The following is a 16,308-nucleotide window of genomic DNA, read 5'->3' as shown; positions in this document are numbered from 1 at the left end:
TCGGTTGTCGGTGCAGTTGTGGTAACCACACCGATACCGGAGGTCCTCACCTATCTGTCGCTGCCACGCCGTCCACAACGTCCCTGGTCATTACACCTAGGCCGTATCGCTCAACGGACCCGATTCGTGCGTCGATCGCCGTTCAGCTGTGAAGCTGGACCAGTTCTGCCACAACGGCAGTGACGCCGCAGTCCGTGAGTGAGGTAAGCCCATGCCAATCGCCACCAGAGTCGCCATCATCGGATCTGGGAACATCGGGACCGATCTGATGATGAAGATCGCTCGCTCCGAGGTCCTCGAGATGGGTGCCATGGTCGGAATCGATCCCGACTCCGACGGCCTCGCCCGTGCGCGGGCGCTCGGCGTACCCGTCACCCATCGTGGCGTCGAGGGGTTGATCGAGCTCGACGGGTTCGACGAGATCGAGATCGTGTTCGACGCGACGTCAGCAAAAGCCCACCAGGCCAATGCCGCTCGGCTCGAACCGCTGGGAAAGACGATGATCGACCTGACCCCGGCCGCGATCGGGCCGTACGTCATCCCGGCCGTCAACCTCGAGAACCACATCGATGCGAGAAACGTCAACATGGTCACCTGTGGTGGGCAGGCAACGATTCCGGTGGTCGCGGCGATCAACCGGGTCGCTGCCGTTGCGTATGCCGAAATCGTCGCGTCGATCGCCTCCCGGTCCGCAGGACCGGGAACACGTGCGAACATCGACGAGTTCACCGAAACCACGTCGGCCGCGATCGAAACGGTCGGCGGCGCAGCACGCGGCAAGGCGATCATCGTCCTCAACCCGGCCGAGCCGCCACTCATCATGCGTGACACAGTCTTTGCCCTCGTGAGCGACGACGGTCGCGGCGGCCTCACCGAACGTATCCGCGAGTCCGTCTCCGCGATGGTGGCCGATGTCGCCGCCTACGTGCCCGGCTATCGGTTGAAGCAGGAAGTCCAGGTTGTCGCGGTCCCCGATGATCAGCCAGTCGAGACGTTGCTGGCCGACCCGTCCGCACCCCGGCCCACCCATCAGGTCTCGGTATTCCTCGAAGTCGAAGGTGCCGCAGACTATCTTCCCGCCTTCGCGGGCAACCTCGACATCATGACCTCCGCCGGCATCCAGGTCGCCGAACGCATCGCAAGCCGAAAGGTGGCACTCCGATGAGCACACCCATCTACGTCCAGGACGTCACATTGCGTGACGGTATGCACGCCGTCCGGCACCGCATGTCACCCACCGACGTTGCCCGCATCGTCGTCGCGCTCGACGCTGCCGGCGTCGACGCGATCGAGGTGGCACACGGCGACGGGTTGGCGGGTTCCTCGCTGAACTACGGTCCGGGATCGCACAGCGATTGGGCGTGGTTGGAGGCTGCCGCGTCGGTGATCGAACGAGCCACCCTCACCACCCTGCTGCTCCCCGGTGTGGGATCGATCCACGATCTGAAGCGGGCGTACTCCCTGGGGGTGCGGTCGGTTCGCGTTGCCACTCACTGCACGGAAGCAGACATCTCCGCGCAGCACATTGCGGCGGCCCGCGAGATCGGCATGGATGTGTCCGGCTTCCTGATGCTCTCCCACATGGCGGAGCCCGAGGCACTGGCTCAGCAGGCCAAGTTGATGGAGTCCTACGGTGCCCACTGCGTGTACGTGACCGACTCGGGTGGTCGTTTGACGATGACCGACGTGCAGGCGCGCGTTCGCGCCTATCGCGACGTACTCGAACCGGACACCCAGATCGGCATTCACGCCCACGAGAATCTGTCACTGTCCGTTGCCAATTCGCTGGTTGCGGTCGAGAACGGTGCCTACCGAGTGGACGCGTCGCTGGCCGGTCACGGAGCCGGAGCAGGCAACTGCCCCATCGAAGCCTTCATCGCCGCCGCGAACCTGTCCGGATTGACTCACGGAAGCGACCTGTTCGCACTTCAGGATGCCGCGGACGACATCGTCCGCCCGCTTCAGGATCGACCGGTCCGGGTCGACCGCGAGACGCTGACGTTGGGCTACGCGGGCGTGTACTCGAGCTTCCTCCGGCATGCGGAGGCCGCGTCGAGCGCCTACGGCGTCGACGTTCGTGACCTGCTGATGGAATGCGGCCGTCGCCGACTGGTCGGTGGCCAGGAGGACATGATCATCGATATCGCTCTCGGTCTCGTGGCCGAAAGGGAAGCACAGCCGGCGTGATCGCCCCGACCTCGTGGGCCGAGGCGGTCGAGCTCCGCGCACACGCCGACGCAGACGGAGAGGTGATCCGCCGTGTCGGAGGTCAGAGCATCAGCGCCGGTGGCCTTCTCGACGATGCGGTGGCCATGGCCGCCGCGCTGGCCACCACCGTCGGGGTCTGTAACGTCGTCGCGACCGCGTGTTCGTCCGGACCCGCGGCCGCGACACTCACCACGGCCATCTCCTGGCTCGGAGCAATCGAACTCCCGATCCCGACGGCTCTGGATCCCGAGGTCGCTCGTCAGCTGATGACAGCGGGCGGCGTAGTGCTCACTGTCGCGTCACCGGCACGGTTGGCCGCGGAGCCACACCTGCTTGGGCTCGCCGATTCTGTCGGTGCCGCGACGATGACAATCGACGGCCATTACGACGGTCTCGCTGCGGTGACGGACCACACCGGGCCCAGGCCGCCTCGTCATCGGTCGTCGTTGAGCGACCCGGCCGCGATCATGGTGACCTCGGGGACCGGAGGCCGCCCGAAAGGCGCTCTTCTGTGCAACGGCGTCGGGCTCGGTCAGGCCCGACGGGTCTGCCGCGCCATGGATTACGGCTCCGACGATGTCCTGCTCAACGTATTTCCCTGGCAACACGTCAATGCCCGTCATGCGGCGTTCCTTCCAGCGGTGATGTCCGGTGCTCGCCTGGTGGTCGACGACTTCTCCGCGCGACGGTTCTGGCGCACCGCCAGGGAAGAGAACATCACCGCCTTCAACTTCATGGGTGCGGTGTGCGCGATACTGCTGCGCTCCCCCGCCACCAAAGACGATCGCGCGCACACCATTTCGCGCGCGTACGGCGGCCCGGCACCGGACTGGATGTTCCACAGCGTGGCGGAGCGATTCGGTGTCGAGCTACGGCAGGCATATGCCTCGACCGAGCTCGGAGATGTGGCCACCACCGATGCGGCACCGCGCCCGGGCGCGGCGGGTCGAATCGTCGACGACTACCGCGTGCGCGTGGTGAACGACGACGGACGTGCGGTGGAGGACGGAACGGCCGGCTCGATCGAGGTGCGGCCGTGCGGTGAGAACGTGACGTTCACCGAGTACATCGGAGAGCCCGAGATCACCCGAAAGGCTTGGCGCGACGGTTGGTTCGTCACCGGTGACCGTGGGCGCCTGGTCGACGGATGGCTCTACTACGAGGGTCGAACCGCCGACACGATCAGGCGCCGGGGTTTGACCGTCGACGCCGAACGGGTGGAATGGGTGGCATCCTGCCACCCGGACGTCGCCCACGCTGCCGCTGTCGGCGTGCCGTCCGAGTTGACCGAGGACGAGGTTCTGCTCGCGGTCGTCCCCCGGCCGGGACGAGCAATTCACCCGCGTGATCTTCTCCGATACTGCGCGCAAGAACTACCGCGCCACGCGGTTCCCCGTTACGTCAACGTGGAGACGGCGTTGCCGACCACGGCCAGTAAGAAACTCAATCGGCGCGCACTACGCGATCGCGGCATTCCGACCGCTGCGTTCGATGCCGAGGCGCACCAACAAGATTAGGAGCTTTCCCTTGTCCGATCCCGCGATTCGCGTACTGGACCTCACCGACCGACTCGGATATCAGGCCGCGCGTGTGTTCGTCGGCCTCGGTGCCGACGTGGTTCGTGTATCCCCGCAGGACGATTTGGATTCGGCGGCCGATCGACTGCACTGGCACGCCGGTAAAAGGGTCCTTCGCGGCACCGTCTCGGATGCCGCACTGATCGAGCTGATCGCCCAGGCCGACGTGGTACTCGAATCCGGCCCCTCGCCCAGGCTTCGCACCCTTGCGCTGCGCGAGACTCGGCCGTCACTGTGGGACAGTGTCGTACACACGGTGATCACTCCGTTCGGAATTTCGGGCCCGCGACGAGAATGGCTCGGCGACGACACGGTGATCACCGCCGCTGGCGGCATGGCGTGGCTGTGCGGCGACGCCGGGCAGGCCCCCGAGCCACCGCCGCGTGAGCAGGGCACTCAGCTCGCCGGCACCCACGGTGCCATCGGGGCGCTCCTCGCCCTCATTGCCCGACGTCGCACCAACGCAGGTCAATTGGTCGAGATCTCTGCTCAGGAAGCTGTCGCCGCAACCCTCGAGATCGGCGCTATCTCGTGGATCCACGGCAGGACGATTCCCGGACGCACATCGGGCATCTACGGCCATGTCGCCCACCGAGTGTTCCGGGCATCCGACGGGTTCCTCGCCGGCGGCTACTCCGGATCCCCCCGCATGTGGACGGACCTGCTGGCGTGGATGGTCGAAGAAGGCGAGGCCGAGGACCTGGCCGACGAACGCTGGCAGGACAACGAGATTCGGTGGCGCGAACGAGCACATGTGGATGCGGTGGTCTCCCGCTTCACCGGTCGACGCTCGGCCCGGCCGTTCGCCGAGGAGGCTCGCCGTCGCGCACTACCGTGGGCCGAGGTGGCGAACGGGCCCGCGCTGCTTACCAATCCGCAGCTGATCGATCGGCAGTTCTTCGTACACAGTGGAAGCAAGGGCAGCTACCGAGACGTGGGTTTCGGCTGGGAGTCACCCGCGTTGCCCAGACCCGTACGCCTCGACGAACCCCGCGACGTCGCGGCAAACGAAGCATGGACTGTCGTGCGCCCTGGCCCGAGCGTCGATGCGGCCGAGGAACATCACGCCGAGAACGCACAGGCCGGCACCACCGGCGCACTGGACGGGGTGAGAGTTCTCGATCTGACCTGGGTTCTGGCCGGCCCGTACGTCACCAAGACCTTTGCCGAACACGGTGCCGACATCCTCAAGGTGGAGTCGTACCACCGAAAGGATCCGACCCGCTTCTCGCCGGGGATGAGACTGCGCCCCGAGGCGGGGTTCGACGACGGTGGTTACTTCCTCAACTTCAACCGCAACAAGAGAAGCGTTGCGTTGAATCTGAAAACCGCAGCGGGGCAGGATCTCTTGCGTCGCCTTGCCGCGGATGTCGACATCGTCGTCGAGAATTTCAGCCCCGGCGTCCTGGCACGGTGGGGACTCGATTACGAACAACTCCGCAAGATCAACCCCGGAGTGGTGTTGGTGTCGATGGCCGGGACCGGCCAGACCGGACCGTGGCGTGACGCCGTGACCTTCGCCGACACCCTCGCGGCCATGTCCGGACTGACGGCGGAGACAGCACGGCCCGATCGCGATCCGCAGGGGCTCACATTCGGACTCGGCGACATGGTCGCTGCGAATGCGGCCGTCATCGGCGCACTCGAGCTGCTCTATCGCGGCGAAGGTGGCCACGTCGATCTGTCGCAGCTCGAGGCAATGGCATCCCATTTGGGCTCCGCGGCACTCGAAGGCCAGATGGCAGAGGATGTTCCGACCGCTACCGCGAGGATCCTGAGCAGTCTCGGCGCAGACCGATGGATAGCCGTCGGGAGTTGCACTTCCGACGCACTGCGCGAGGCGCTCACAGCAATCGGGACCGCCGTCGAGCACGATCCATGGGAGGCACTCACGCAGGCGGCCGCAACGATGGACGCCGAGGTGCTCGCGGAGAGCCTGCAGGACCAGGGCATCGCGGCCTATCCCGTACGCGACGGACGCGACCTGGTGGAGACGGACGTACAGCTGCGAGCCCGCAACTTCTACCCCACCCTCGAACACCCCCTGGCCGGACCCGTTGCGCACGAAGGGTTGGTGGCACACCTGTCCGCTACCCCGGGTGGATTACGCACAGCGGCACCACTTCTGGGCCAACATACCGACGACATCCTCGTCGAACAGCTGGGTCTGACTGCGGACGAGCTGGCCGACCTGCACAACGAAGGAGTTCTTTCATGAGCATCGAACCGACCGGCCACCGCTACGAGCGCGACGGCGACATCGTCACCGTGGTGATCGACCACGGACCGATCAACATCGTCGATCCGGAACTCATCGAATCGATGATCACTCACCTTCCTACCGTCCTGGACGATCCGACGGTTCGGTGCGTGGTGGTGCGCGGCAAGGACCGGATCTTCGTCGGCGGAGCAAATCTGCGCGTCATGCACCGACTCGATCCCGACACCTACCGCGACATGCGCCGATGGGTGGTGGTGCAGCGCCTGCTCGAATTGGCTCCCAAGCCCGTGATTGCCGCTCTCAACGGGCATGCTCTCGGCGGAGGCGCCGAGCTGTCGTTGGCCTGCGACCTACGAATCCTGCACGCGAAGGCCCTGTTCGGATTTCCGGAGACAGATCTCGGGATCTTTCCCGGTGCCGGCGGGTCGCAACGGTTGCCCCGACTGGTGGGTGCGCATCGGGCCAAGCGATTCATCATCGACGCCACCAAGTTCACCGCGGACGACGCCTTGCGAGAGGGCTTGGTCGACGTGGTCGCTGGAGACGATTTCGAGGAAGTCGTTGCCCGCGAGGCACGCCGCCTTGCCGATCGCCCCACAGCAACAATCGGTTTGGTGAAATCCGTGATCGATCGCGGTCTGCATCTGTCCATCGACGACGCCATGGCCGTCGAAGAGGAGCACGTACTCGCCAATCTCGGCCTGCGTGACGCCGCAGAGGGCATCGGATCGTTCCTCGACAAGCGCACGGCTCAGTTCGAGGGTCGATGAGCTAGCGGTTCAGTTGACCGCGCCGGTAGCCGAGACGTTGTCGCTCAACGACTTCACGAGAGTCGCCAAGTGCGCCAGATCCGATCGGGCAGCCGACGCGGTCAACGATACCGCCGCCAACAACAGGCCTGTGGGCCCGAAGATCGGCGCTGCGACCGAGCAATAGCCTGCGGTCATCTCTTCCCGTTCGGAGGCGTATCCGTCTGCCCGTGCCCGACGAAGCTGCTCGGCCAACATGCCGGGCAATACGATCGTCGCCGGTGTGACGCGCTCGAGCGGGCCCCTGGCTAGCACATCGTTCAACAGCTTGGTCTGCCCGAACGCAAGCAGCACTTTGCCGGTGGCAGTGGAGTGCAACGGAAGTCGACCCGCGATCCGTGACGGACGAGCAGAAGTGGGGCCGCCGGCCACCTTTTCCAGGTACAGGACTTCGTGTCCGTCGAGCACCGCCAGATGCACGGTCTCATGGGTGCGGTGATGCAGTGTCTCCATGAACGGCCTGACGGCGTCGCGCAGGACCCGCAATCTCGGGACGCGGCTACCCAACTCGAAAGCTCGCATCCCGAGGCGATATTCGAGGCCGGACCGCTCGAGCATTCCCCATTCGAGAAGCTCCTGGCTCAGCCGGTGCACCGATGCTTTCGAGATCTGGGTGCGCTGCGCCAGTTCGGTCAACGTGAGACTGTCGTCGTCGAGTCGAAACGCCTCGAGAATCAACCGCGTCTTCCCCAGCACCGAGTTCGCACCGCCTGGTGCGGCACAGTCATCCTGCTTGGTCACGGTCGGCTTTCGAGGGCAGAAGGAATACGGTACGAACCAGGATCTCGCCCAGCCGCTGCATCTCGCGTACGTCGACCAGGTTCATGCCGCGGGTGAAGTCGATGTCCGAACCGTCGGGTACTGCAGGTACTTTCGGCATTCCTACCCGGGCAGTGGGTAGGCCGCGCATGCGTAGGATATTCGCATCCGTTGCCCCACTGTTGTCCATGACGATCTCGTGCGGCGAGCCGGACACCGTCTCGAATGCGTCGATTACCGCCTGGATCACCGGCGAGCCGGGAGGCGTGTGGGTCGCCGGAATGGCCGCCACCGCTCGTGCCGACACCTCGACGCCGATCTGCTCGCTGACACCGGCCAGCATGGCGCGAACTTCGCGCAGCACCGTCGCCGGCGTCTGTCGAGTCGTCAGCCTCAGATCGAGTCGAAGCGTCACTGCTGCGGGGGTCGACGCCGCGAGCCGTCGGAGGCCGCCGCTGATCGACGAGACGATTCCCTGGGGCGTCATGGTTGCGTATCGGTGGCGCTGCGCGTAACCGTCGAGCCAGTCTTCGAGGGCGATGGCCACGCGGCCGGCAGATGCGACCGCATTGCTGTACGGAATGCGGTGGCGACTGCCGACGTAGGTATGCCCGCCGTGCACGGTCACGTCGATCCACACGAGCCCCACTTCCTCGTGCAGAACCGTCCAACCGGGCTTGGCTATGACGGCGAAGTCGGTGGTGTAGCCGCGCTCGAGCATGAACCCCGCGCCCACCCCGTGGCCGGTGTTCGTGCGGTCCGGCGCGCCTACTCCCGACACTGCGAAACTGGGCATGCCGCCGGCTCCGAAGCCTCCCACGACATCGCCAGGCGGGGTGACGCCGGCGGCGTGCAACGCATGCAGCACAGCCAGCACCACTGCGCCGTGGCCCTTGGGATTACCCGCTCCCAGGCCCTCGACGATGTCGCCCGAGACCACCGACCGCGGTGCGAGATCGGGCCGCCACGTCACCGACGCTCCGGGGACGTCGAGCGCGGGGTCTCCGGTGGTGAACGTATCGATCGGGGCGTAGAGCAGAAGGGACGGTCCGTCGCCGCCGGGGACGGTCGCGACGGCATTTGCCTGGCTGGAGTCGATGCGTTGAACCTCGGCATCGACTCCCGCCGACGCCAGATCCGACGCGATCCACTCGGCCAACTGTGCCTCCCCGCCCGTGGGGCTGGGGATGTCCACCATCGCGCGGACGGCAGCGAGCAGACGTCCTCGCGTGAGATGTGCGAGAACGCGCTCGATGGCCTCGTCGGCGGAGCCCCTTCTGCTCGCGGTCGTCACTTGGGAATGACCACCGCTCGTCCACGGACCTTTCCCGCGCCGAGCTTGTCGAGCGCAGCGCCGGTCTCGTCCAGAGTGAAGCTCTCGTAATCGAGCGTCAGATCTCCCGCCGCCAGCAGAGCAGCGAGTTCGGGAACCGTGGCACGAGCGGACTCTTCGCGCCGAATCATGTTGACCGGCAACAGTGCAACGTCGTCGAGCAGCCAGTTGGACAACCCGATCGACACGTCGTTTCCGGTGACGTATCCGATCGACACCGCGCGTCCCCCGGGACGCACCCAACGGGACCGGACGATGAGATTCGACCCGCCCAGTGTGTCCACCAGCAAGGTGGCCGGGCGTTCCTTCGCGAGTTCGGCGAACTGCTCCTCGTCGTCGGCGACCAGCGCGGTGGCACCGTCGGCGACCCGCGCAGCCTGCTCGCGGTCGGCCACGAGGGCCGTCACCTTCGCGCCGTACCGCAGGGCCAACTGGGTGACCATCGAACCGACGGCCCCGGCGGCACCGGCGACGATGACGTGTTCCTCGGCAGCGCTGCCGACATCGGGCAACCACGAGCCGAGACGGCCGACGTCGACGAGTGCGGCGCGGGCGGTGGTCGTCGGCACCCAGAACGTGGCAGCGACCTCCGGTGAGAGTCCGTGGGGAACCTCGACCAACGCCTTGTCCTTGACGACGACGTACTCGGCCCAGGTTCCGTTCTTGAACAGGCCGAGGCCGCCGCCGCGCAGGACTACCTTGGTGCCGGGTTCGAAGACGGCGGACTCGACGACGACGCCGCTGCCCTCCACGCCTCCGGTGTAGGGCAGGTTCGGCTTGATACCGAACTCACCACTGGCGACGGTCACGTCCAGGTGCGCTACCGAGGCGGCCTCGACGCGGACGAGCGCCTCGCCCGCTGCCGGCACCGGCACGTCGACGTCCTCGACGACCGGAGGCCGGCCCCACGCGTGCACCCGGGCTGCGCGCATCGTCCCACTCATGCGACCGGGTGCTTCTCGAGGAACGCGAGACTGGCGGCGTTGTACTCCTCGGCGTGCTCACGCTGGGGCCAGTGGCCACAGTTGTCGAACAACAGCAGCTCGGAACCGGCGATGTTCTGGTGCATCGCGTTGGCCTCCGGGATATCGCCGAACGGATTGTTGCGACCCCATACGACCAGGGTGGGGACGGTGATCTGGGCGAGATCCTCGGGGGTGAGGATGTTCCGCAGCCGCGTCTCCATGTTCTGCAGAGACAAAAGATTGTCGATACCGGCGATGAAGTCCGGCTGGTGGTAGATGGTGTGCCGAACCGAGATCAGTTCCTCGGTCGCGTTGGCCGGATCGTGCATGAGCAACTGCATCCGACGACGCGTCAGTTCCACGTCGTCGGTCTCGACGGCCTTGCGTGTGCTCGTCCGGATGCGGTCCATGACCTCCGGGTTGGCCACTGTTCCACCGGCCGCGATCATTTGCAGCGAGGCAACACGTTCCGGGTTGTCGATTGCGGTCCTGCCGCCGACCCAACCACCCAGTGACTCTCCACCGATGTGCGCCTTGTCGATTCCGACGGCGTCGAAGTACGCGAGCAGATGATCGCGGTAGCGCGGAATTTCGTACGGGTAGTCCGGCTTTCCGGTGTAGCCGTGGCCGAGCATGTCGATGGCGTGCACGGTGTAGCGCTCTGCGTGTGGCTTGATGTTCTGGATGAACGCTTCCAGGTGACCGCTGGTGCCGTGCAAGAACACGATGTGCTCGGCACCGTTACCTGCCCGAAGCGATCGGGTGGGGATTCCACCTGCGTCGATGGTGCTGACACTGAAGTCCAGCCCGGCCAGTTCCGTCCAGATTGTTCGTGCGAGTTCCTGCGTCACGTTGGATGCTCCTACTCAGTCGATACGGGGCTATTGGTTGATGCGATGTACTTGGGTGTTGACGTGCGCCAACGGGTTCGGGATCAGACGCTGGTGGGTGGCCAGGCGCCCGCTGAAGTAGCGCAGCGCGCCGATCCCCGTACCGATGGCCAGTGGGATGTACAGAATCTTCACGACGGTGTCCTTGTTCGCTCGATCAGGGATGTTGGCTGGCAGTGAAGAATCCGGACACCACCGCGTGGTACGCAGCGGGCCGCTCTTCCTGCAGATGGTGCGAGACGTTGTCCATCACATGCAGATTGCCGCGTTTGATCATGCGCGCGAGCATCATCGGATAATCGGGGGTGAGGAATGCATCCTCTCGCCCCCAGATGAACAGGGTGGGTGCCTCGATCAGGCCCAATTGCTGTGTCAGGTCCTGCCATTCGCCGCGGGGGCTGTCCGACATCGCGGCCAGCGCAGTTTCCTCGGGATCGAGGCTCTGCTGGTAGCGCATGTCCAGGGTCTCCTCGGGAAGACGGTCGGCATCACACCATTCCAGACGGGTGATGAGAGTCCGCATCTTCTCGCGGGTGGGTCCCTCGCCGCCGTAGTAGACGTCACGAGCGGTTCGTCCTCGGTGGCCACGTTCGGGAAGTGGTGCCAGCGGACCGTAGAACACCGGCATGCTGCCGGTGATCACCAGTGAGCGAACACGTTCGGGGTAGAGGGCCGCCACGTTGAGCGCGATCGTTCCACCCCACGAGTTGCACACGAAGTCGGCTTGTTCGATGCCGAGTGCGTCCATCAGCGCCACCGTCTTGGCCGCATGGAAGTCCCACATCGGGCCGTTGATCAGGCACTTCTCCGACTGTCCGTACTGCAGGATATCGACCAGAACGCAGCGTCGGTCTGCCTCGAAATACGGTGCTACGGGACCGAAGTCACTCCACGCGGTGCATCCTGGCCCGCCACCGTGCAGGAAGATCGTGTCCTGTCCGGTGCCGATGTCGTAGTAGTGGTAGGTGGCACCGTCCGCTTCGATGAAGCGGCTTTCCGGGGGTGCCGACGCGGCGGGCGACTTCCCGACCGCAGCCGATGTTGCGACAGTCATGAGTTCTTCTCTCCTGGCGAGGATTCGGGTTCGATCACGGCCACGCCCATGCCCGTCAACCATTCGGGCATCGGCGAATACGCAAGGGTCTTACCGGGCGCGAAGCCGAGAGCAGCAGCCATCATCAGCCACGTACGCAGCTCCTGGCCACCGTTTCCTGCGTGTTCGGCAATCTGCTCGGACGTCCATTGTGTGTACTTCTGCAGATCACCGTGTTCGAGATCGCGCAGAAACTGCTCGTCGAATTCCGGGAAGATGGTCGGCTGCGCACCGACGATGATCTCCCGCCGCCGCTTGTCGTATCGCTCCCACTCGCCGCGTCCGTTCAACCAGGCTTCGACCAGGAACTCCTCGTCCTCCCCCTCGGGAGCGGTCCAGTCACTCGGCCAGGGCAACTGGTGCGACAGTCCACCCGATGCGACCACCACGACGCGGCGGTCACCGAGGCTCTCGATCGCCGCGGCGATATTGCGCCCGAGCTCGGCGACCCGAGGCAGGGTCGGCAGGGGTGCAGCGAAGACGTTGACCACCAACGGCACCACCGGGACGTCGATTCCGTCGAGCAGGTACTGGATTGCGTGCGACTGCCCGTGATCGATCTGCAGGCGCGCCGAGATCGCGACCTCGGTGCCGGCATCGACCAGGTACTGAGCGAGCGCACGAGCGAACTCCGGATCGGTCTTCTGCGGACCCTTCGGTGTTCCACCGTCACCTGCGGCAATCACTTCACCGACGCCCATGGTGAAGGACGGGATCAGGTCCAGCCAGAAACCCCGGAAGTGATTGGATCCCACCAGAACCACGACATCCGGACGTGCCTCGATGATGCGGTCGCGGGCAGTCGCGAGGCCGTCTCGAAACGCTTCGGCGCGCTCGGTGTGAACAACCTTGTCCCAGTGCGTGTTCATCAACGTGGAGTGAGATGCCCCGATTCCCAGCACGATTGACATATTTTGCTCCTTAGGTCGAGCTCGGATCAGAGGATGAGATCATTTCGGGGTCGGCACGTCGATGCCCTGTTCGGCCAACGCGTCGATCCGATCCTCTGTCGTGTCCTCGGCGAGCTTGCGCCACTGCAGAAGCGAGTCGTCGGGTCGGTACAGCTTCTCCGGCGGAGCATCGGTCACCTCGACCATCCACTTGTCCTGGCTGGAGAACTGACCGTGGAACAGCCAACGGACCGCTCCGAGGTACTTGAAGTAGAAGGGAATGGTCTTGAGCCCCTTCTGGAAGTCCGCCATCACTCCCACGTAGAGGTGGTTGTCCTCGTCGACCGGTACGTAGAACTCGTAGTGAATGAAGGTGGGGTAGGCGATCCGCAGGACGCCCGGCATACTCACCGACGCGAAACCCGGGAACTCCTGTGCCGCAATCACTGCATTGACCTCACGGTGTGAACCGGTGTTGCCGATGTTCGTGGTGGTCTTCGGCGGATTGCTCTTGAACCAGGCCTTGCCGGTCCACTTGCCGAGCCCGGGGAAGTCCGCATCCCAGAACTGCTCGAGCTGAACTCGGTAGATCCAGCGACCTCGCTTGACGATCTTGGTGGTGTTCCACACCGGCATCGCCTTGAACAGACGCCACAGCGCCGTTCGGTGCAGGTATTTCGCATGCCCCTCGTCGTAACCGTTCTCGCAGGCGAAGCGCCAGTTACCTTCTCGCGGCATGATCCGCGAACCGATGACGGCCGCATTGCTGACCAGTTCTTCGGGAAGCTGCTCGTCGATGGGGTGCGGCTCTTCGCCGTCGCCGACGAAGATCCAGACCATTCCCAGTCGTTCTTCTACGTGGTAGGTCGGTTGGGTGACCTTGCCGCAGATCGGCGACTTGGGTCCGTCGGTGATGGCGGCCTTGAGGTCACCGGTCTCGAGGTCGAAGGTCCAGCCGTGATACACGCACGAGATCGTGCCGGGAAATTGTTTGTTGCCGTAGCTCAGTGGCACGCCGCGGTGGGGGCACCGGTTGGCCATGCCTCGGACGACGCCGCGGTCGCGGATGACGAAGATGTCCTCGCCGAGCAGCTTGACCCGCACGGGGCGTTCGCCGACCTTGGACGAGAACACCACCGGGTACCAGTAGCCACGGAAACCGGCTCCGGCTGCCTGATACAGCGGCCAACTCGACCAGTCCTGCCTGCCGGGCAGGTTGCCGTCCTTCTTCTTCTGGGCCGGCGTCTTCACTTGATCCGCCTCTTTCGGCGGTGTCGCGACGGTAGGGCGCGATACCGTCGACGCCGCGCGAGGTTCCAGCGTCTCGCTCATATGTGCTCTCCAGGTGCAGTTCACTCGTGTCGTGGGAAGCGATCGACTTCTCGACTGATCGCTCCGAGTGGCCACAGCACATCACTGCGCAGTGGACACCACAATCGAAGCGGTCCGCCTACCGGAATTTGCCGCCGCGGCCGGCGTCCTCGGCCCGAGAACACCGCACGGTTCCGCTCAGCGGTCCAATTCACGTGATGTATCCGACGCTGCTGCCTACTGTCCCTAGAACATCAACGAACTCGAAGGAGACCCGATGACCATTCAGCCCTCGGTCGTCACGACCGACGTCGCTATCGTCGGCGCTGGCCCGACCGGACTCTACGGCGCGTACTACGCCGGCTTTCGCGGGCTGGAGACCGTAGTCATCGATGCACTCCCCCAGGCCGGCGGTCAGGTGATGGCCCTGTACCCGGAGAAGCAGATTCGCGACGTGGCCGCACTGCCGTCGATTCGGGGTAGGGACTTCGTCGCCAATCTCGTGGAGCAGGCCGGTGCTTTTTCCCCGACGTACCTGCTCGGCCGTCAGGCCCTCGAGCTGACCCACGAGGACGGGCTGCCGGTCCTGACACTCGACGACGGCACCATCGTTCGTGCCGGTGCCGTGGTGCTGACCGCCGGTATCGGTACGCCGACGCCGCGCGCGATGGAAACCGGGACCGAGTGGCTCGGATCTGCGCTTTCCTACTTCGTCACCGATCCCACCGTCCACGCCGATCAGGACGTCGTCATCGTCGGTGGTGGCGACTCCGCTCTCGACTGGGCAGACGCGCTGGCCTCGATCGCACGATCGGTCACGCTGGTACACCGACGAGCCACGTTCCGAGGTCATGCTGCAACCCTCGAGCGTGTCCGTTCGGGCAAGGTCGCCATCCACACCGACACCGAAGTCCTCTCTCTCGTAGGCGATCTGGAATCCGGGTCTCTGTCGAAGGTGGCGCTCAAGGCGAAGAGCGGCGAGGAAACCGTCGTCGCGGCCGATCACGTGATCGCGGCTCTCGGCTTCATCAGCAATCTCGGCCCCATTCGCGACTGGAACCTCGAACTGCGGGGCCGGTCCATTGCGGTCGACCGTGCGGGTCGAACCAACCTGCCGCGCGTCTACGCCGCCGGCGACGTGACCGACTACGACGGCAAGGTCAAGCTCATGTCGGTCGGATTCGGCGAGGTTGCCACCGCGATGAACCACGTTGCGGTCGACCTCGACCCCGACCTCGTGCTCTTCCCCGGGCATTCGACCGACGGCGCTTGAGCGCCTCACCACACCAGACCTCACCACATCAGGAGGAACCAGCATGTCCTACGTCATCGGAATCAACTGCATCGATCAACTCGATCGATCATGCATCGAAGTGTGCCCCGTCGACTGCATCTACATCGGCGACCGTCGCAGCTACATCAATCCCAACGAGTGCATCGACTGCGGCGCATGCGAAGTGGAGTGCCCCGTGGACGCCGTCTTCGTGGACCGCAAGGCACGCAAGGATCCCGCGCTCGCAGAATTCGTCGCAGATTCCATCGCCTTTTTCAACGAGCCGTTGCCGGGACGAAGCGAACCCATCGGCGATCCGGGTGGATCTCAGAAACTGGGACCCTTGGGCGTGGACACCGAGTTCACGGCGAATCACTGATCGATCGGTTCGTCGCCAGGCGTCGAAGGACCTCTCGCAGCTGCTCCAGCAGCTGCGAGGTCCGGGCGTCGTCGGAAAACACCATGTGTTGCATCACCAGTCCGTCCAGGGCGGAGAACACCAGCTCGGAGATGCTACCGTCCGGGTCGGGCACGCCGGCATTGTCGAGGGTGCTGCGGACCTGAGCGGCGTATCGCCGATACAACCCACGCACGTTCTCGATCGGTAGATTCCCGCGGACGGCCTGGGTGGTCTCGTCGTATTGCAACAATTGACGCTTACGCGAATTGTTCAACGTAGGAACAAGATTGGAGGCGAACTCGTCGATCGAGTTCGCCTCCAGACCTACTTCGTCCGAATCCTGAATTGCAGCCCGGCGAAACGCTTCGATCAGTAGCTGTTCCCGGGTGCCGAAGTGGTGCCGGACCAAACCGTGCGCCATGCCGACGCGGGCAGCGACTGCGCGGTACGTGACAGCCTGCACCCCGGTCTCACCGGCGATGTCGATGGCCGCATCCAGCAGTCGATCCCGGGTGGACTGATCGGAGTCGTGTTCCGTCGAGTCGTCGGCAACGTTCATACCCACAGCCAATCACGCCA

General features: G+C 64.8%; 16 protein-coding genes. 7 read left to right on the top strand and 9 right to left on the bottom strand.

The annotated features are described in order from the left end of the window. Positions 1-211: 211 nt before the first annotated feature. Genes ACIGGF_RS08320 through ACIGGF_RS08300 form a run of 5 tightly spaced genes read left to right on the top strand, consistent with a single transcriptional unit; the run spans position 212 to position 6,776 of the window. On the top strand, positions 212-1,165 hold the full coding sequence (locus ACIGGF_RS08320; protein WP_397520895.1) for an acetaldehyde dehydrogenase (acetylating): 954 nt from the start codon (positions 212-214) through the stop codon (positions 1,163-1,165). Continuing rightward, positions 1,162-2,187 carry a 4-hydroxy-2-oxovalerate aldolase gene (gene dmpG, locus ACIGGF_RS08315; protein WP_397520894.1) on the top strand — a complete coding sequence of 342 codons (1,026 nt, stop codon included), beginning with the start codon at positions 1,162-1,164 and terminating at the stop codon, positions 2,185-2,187. The genes ACIGGF_RS08320 and dmpG overlap by 4 nt, the downstream gene beginning before the upstream one ends. Further along, positions 2,184-3,725, top strand: a complete 1,542-nt coding sequence (locus tag ACIGGF_RS08310; protein WP_397520893.1) for an AMP-binding protein — start codon at positions 2,184-2,186, stop codon at positions 3,723-3,725. Before dmpG ends, ACIGGF_RS08310 begins: the two co-directional genes overlap by 4 nt. Before the next feature lie 10 nt (positions 3,726-3,735). After that, positions 3,736-6,003 carry a CoA transferase gene (locus ACIGGF_RS08305; protein ID WP_397520892.1) on the top strand — a complete coding sequence of 756 codons (2,268 nt, stop codon included), beginning with the start codon at positions 3,736-3,738 and terminating at the stop codon, positions 6,001-6,003. Beyond that, positions 6,000-6,776 (top strand): enoyl-CoA hydratase/isomerase family protein, encoded by a 777-nt coding sequence (locus ACIGGF_RS08300; protein WP_397520891.1) that lies wholly within the window; start codon positions 6,000-6,002, stop codon positions 6,774-6,776. The genes ACIGGF_RS08305 and ACIGGF_RS08300 overlap by 4 nt, the downstream gene beginning before the upstream one ends. 9 nt (positions 6,777-6,785) lie before the next feature. Here the strand turns inward: ACIGGF_RS08300 and ACIGGF_RS08295 are convergent, their stop codons facing one another. The 8 genes from ACIGGF_RS08295 to ACIGGF_RS08260 are packed head-to-tail and all read right to left on the bottom strand — an operon-like array spanning position 6,786 to position 14,077. Then, positions 6,786-7,556, bottom strand: coding sequence for an IclR family transcriptional regulator (locus ACIGGF_RS08295; protein WP_397520890.1), 771 nt, complete (start codon positions 7,554-7,556; stop codon positions 6,786-6,788). Further along, positions 7,540-8,868: a M20 family metallopeptidase gene (locus ACIGGF_RS08290; protein WP_397520889.1), complete on the bottom strand. Its 1,329-nt coding sequence runs from the start codon at positions 8,866-8,868 to the stop codon at positions 7,540-7,542. The genes ACIGGF_RS08295 and ACIGGF_RS08290 overlap by 17 nt, the downstream gene beginning before the upstream one ends. Then, positions 8,865-9,851 (bottom strand): zinc-binding alcohol dehydrogenase family protein, encoded by a 987-nt coding sequence (locus ACIGGF_RS08285; protein WP_397520888.1) that lies wholly within the window; start codon positions 9,849-9,851, stop codon positions 8,865-8,867. The genes ACIGGF_RS08290 and ACIGGF_RS08285 overlap by 4 nt, the downstream gene beginning before the upstream one ends. Beyond that, a complete protein-coding gene (locus ACIGGF_RS08280; protein ID WP_222092627.1) occupies positions 9,848-10,723 on the bottom strand; it encodes an alpha/beta fold hydrolase in 876 nt (291 codons plus the stop codon). The genes ACIGGF_RS08285 and ACIGGF_RS08280 overlap by 4 nt, the downstream gene beginning before the upstream one ends. Before the next feature lie 30 nt (positions 10,724-10,753). After that, positions 10,754-10,897, bottom strand: a complete 144-nt coding sequence (locus tag ACIGGF_RS08275; RefSeq protein ID WP_222092626.1) for a hypothetical protein — start codon at positions 10,895-10,897, stop codon at positions 10,754-10,756. A 22-nt stretch (positions 10,898-10,919) separates the two neighbouring features. Then, complete coding sequence (locus ACIGGF_RS08270; RefSeq protein WP_222092625.1) at positions 10,920-11,816, bottom strand: alpha/beta fold hydrolase; 897 nt, start codon at positions 11,814-11,816, stop codon at positions 10,920-10,922. Then, complete coding sequence (locus tag ACIGGF_RS08265; protein ID WP_397520887.1) at positions 11,813-12,766, bottom strand: catechol 1,2-dioxygenase; 954 nt, start codon at positions 12,764-12,766, stop codon at positions 11,813-11,815. The genes ACIGGF_RS08270 and ACIGGF_RS08265 overlap by 4 nt, the downstream gene beginning before the upstream one ends. 39 nt (positions 12,767-12,805) lie before the next feature. Beyond that, on the bottom strand, positions 12,806-14,077 hold the full coding sequence (locus ACIGGF_RS08260; RefSeq protein ID WP_397520886.1) for a Rieske 2Fe-2S domain-containing protein: 1,272 nt from the start codon (positions 14,075-14,077) through the stop codon (positions 12,806-12,808). Between the two features lie 256 nt (positions 14,078-14,333). Between ACIGGF_RS08260 and ACIGGF_RS08255 the strand changes: the two genes are divergently transcribed. Beyond that, entirely contained in the window at positions 14,334-15,329 is a 996-nt protein-coding gene (locus tag ACIGGF_RS08255) for an NAD(P)/FAD-dependent oxidoreductase (RefSeq protein WP_397520885.1), read from the top strand. 43 nt (positions 15,330-15,372) lie between these two features. Continuing rightward, positions 15,373-15,708, top strand: coding sequence for a ferredoxin family protein (locus ACIGGF_RS08250; protein ID WP_057476465.1), 336 nt, complete (start codon positions 15,373-15,375; stop codon positions 15,706-15,708). On the opposite strand, the gene ACIGGF_RS08245 is transcribed toward ACIGGF_RS08250, so the two are convergent. Beyond that, the gene (locus tag ACIGGF_RS08245; protein ID WP_397520884.1) at positions 15,692-16,288 is read right to left on the bottom strand and encodes a TetR/AcrR family transcriptional regulator; all 597 of its coding nucleotides are present in this window, start codon (positions 16,286-16,288) and stop codon (positions 15,692-15,694) included. The two genes, ACIGGF_RS08250 and ACIGGF_RS08245, sit on opposite strands and share 17 nt — an antisense overlap. Positions 16,289-16,308 lie beyond the last annotated feature (20 nt).

It is taken from the genome of Rhodococcus sp. NPDC078407 (genome assembly GCF_044542515.1).
GTDB lineage: Bacteria > Actinomycetota > Actinomycetes > Mycobacteriales > Mycobacteriaceae > Rhodococcoides.
The sequence above is the reverse complement of the archived record's forward strand: the minus strand, read 5'-3'. Positions and strand labels throughout refer to the sequence as shown.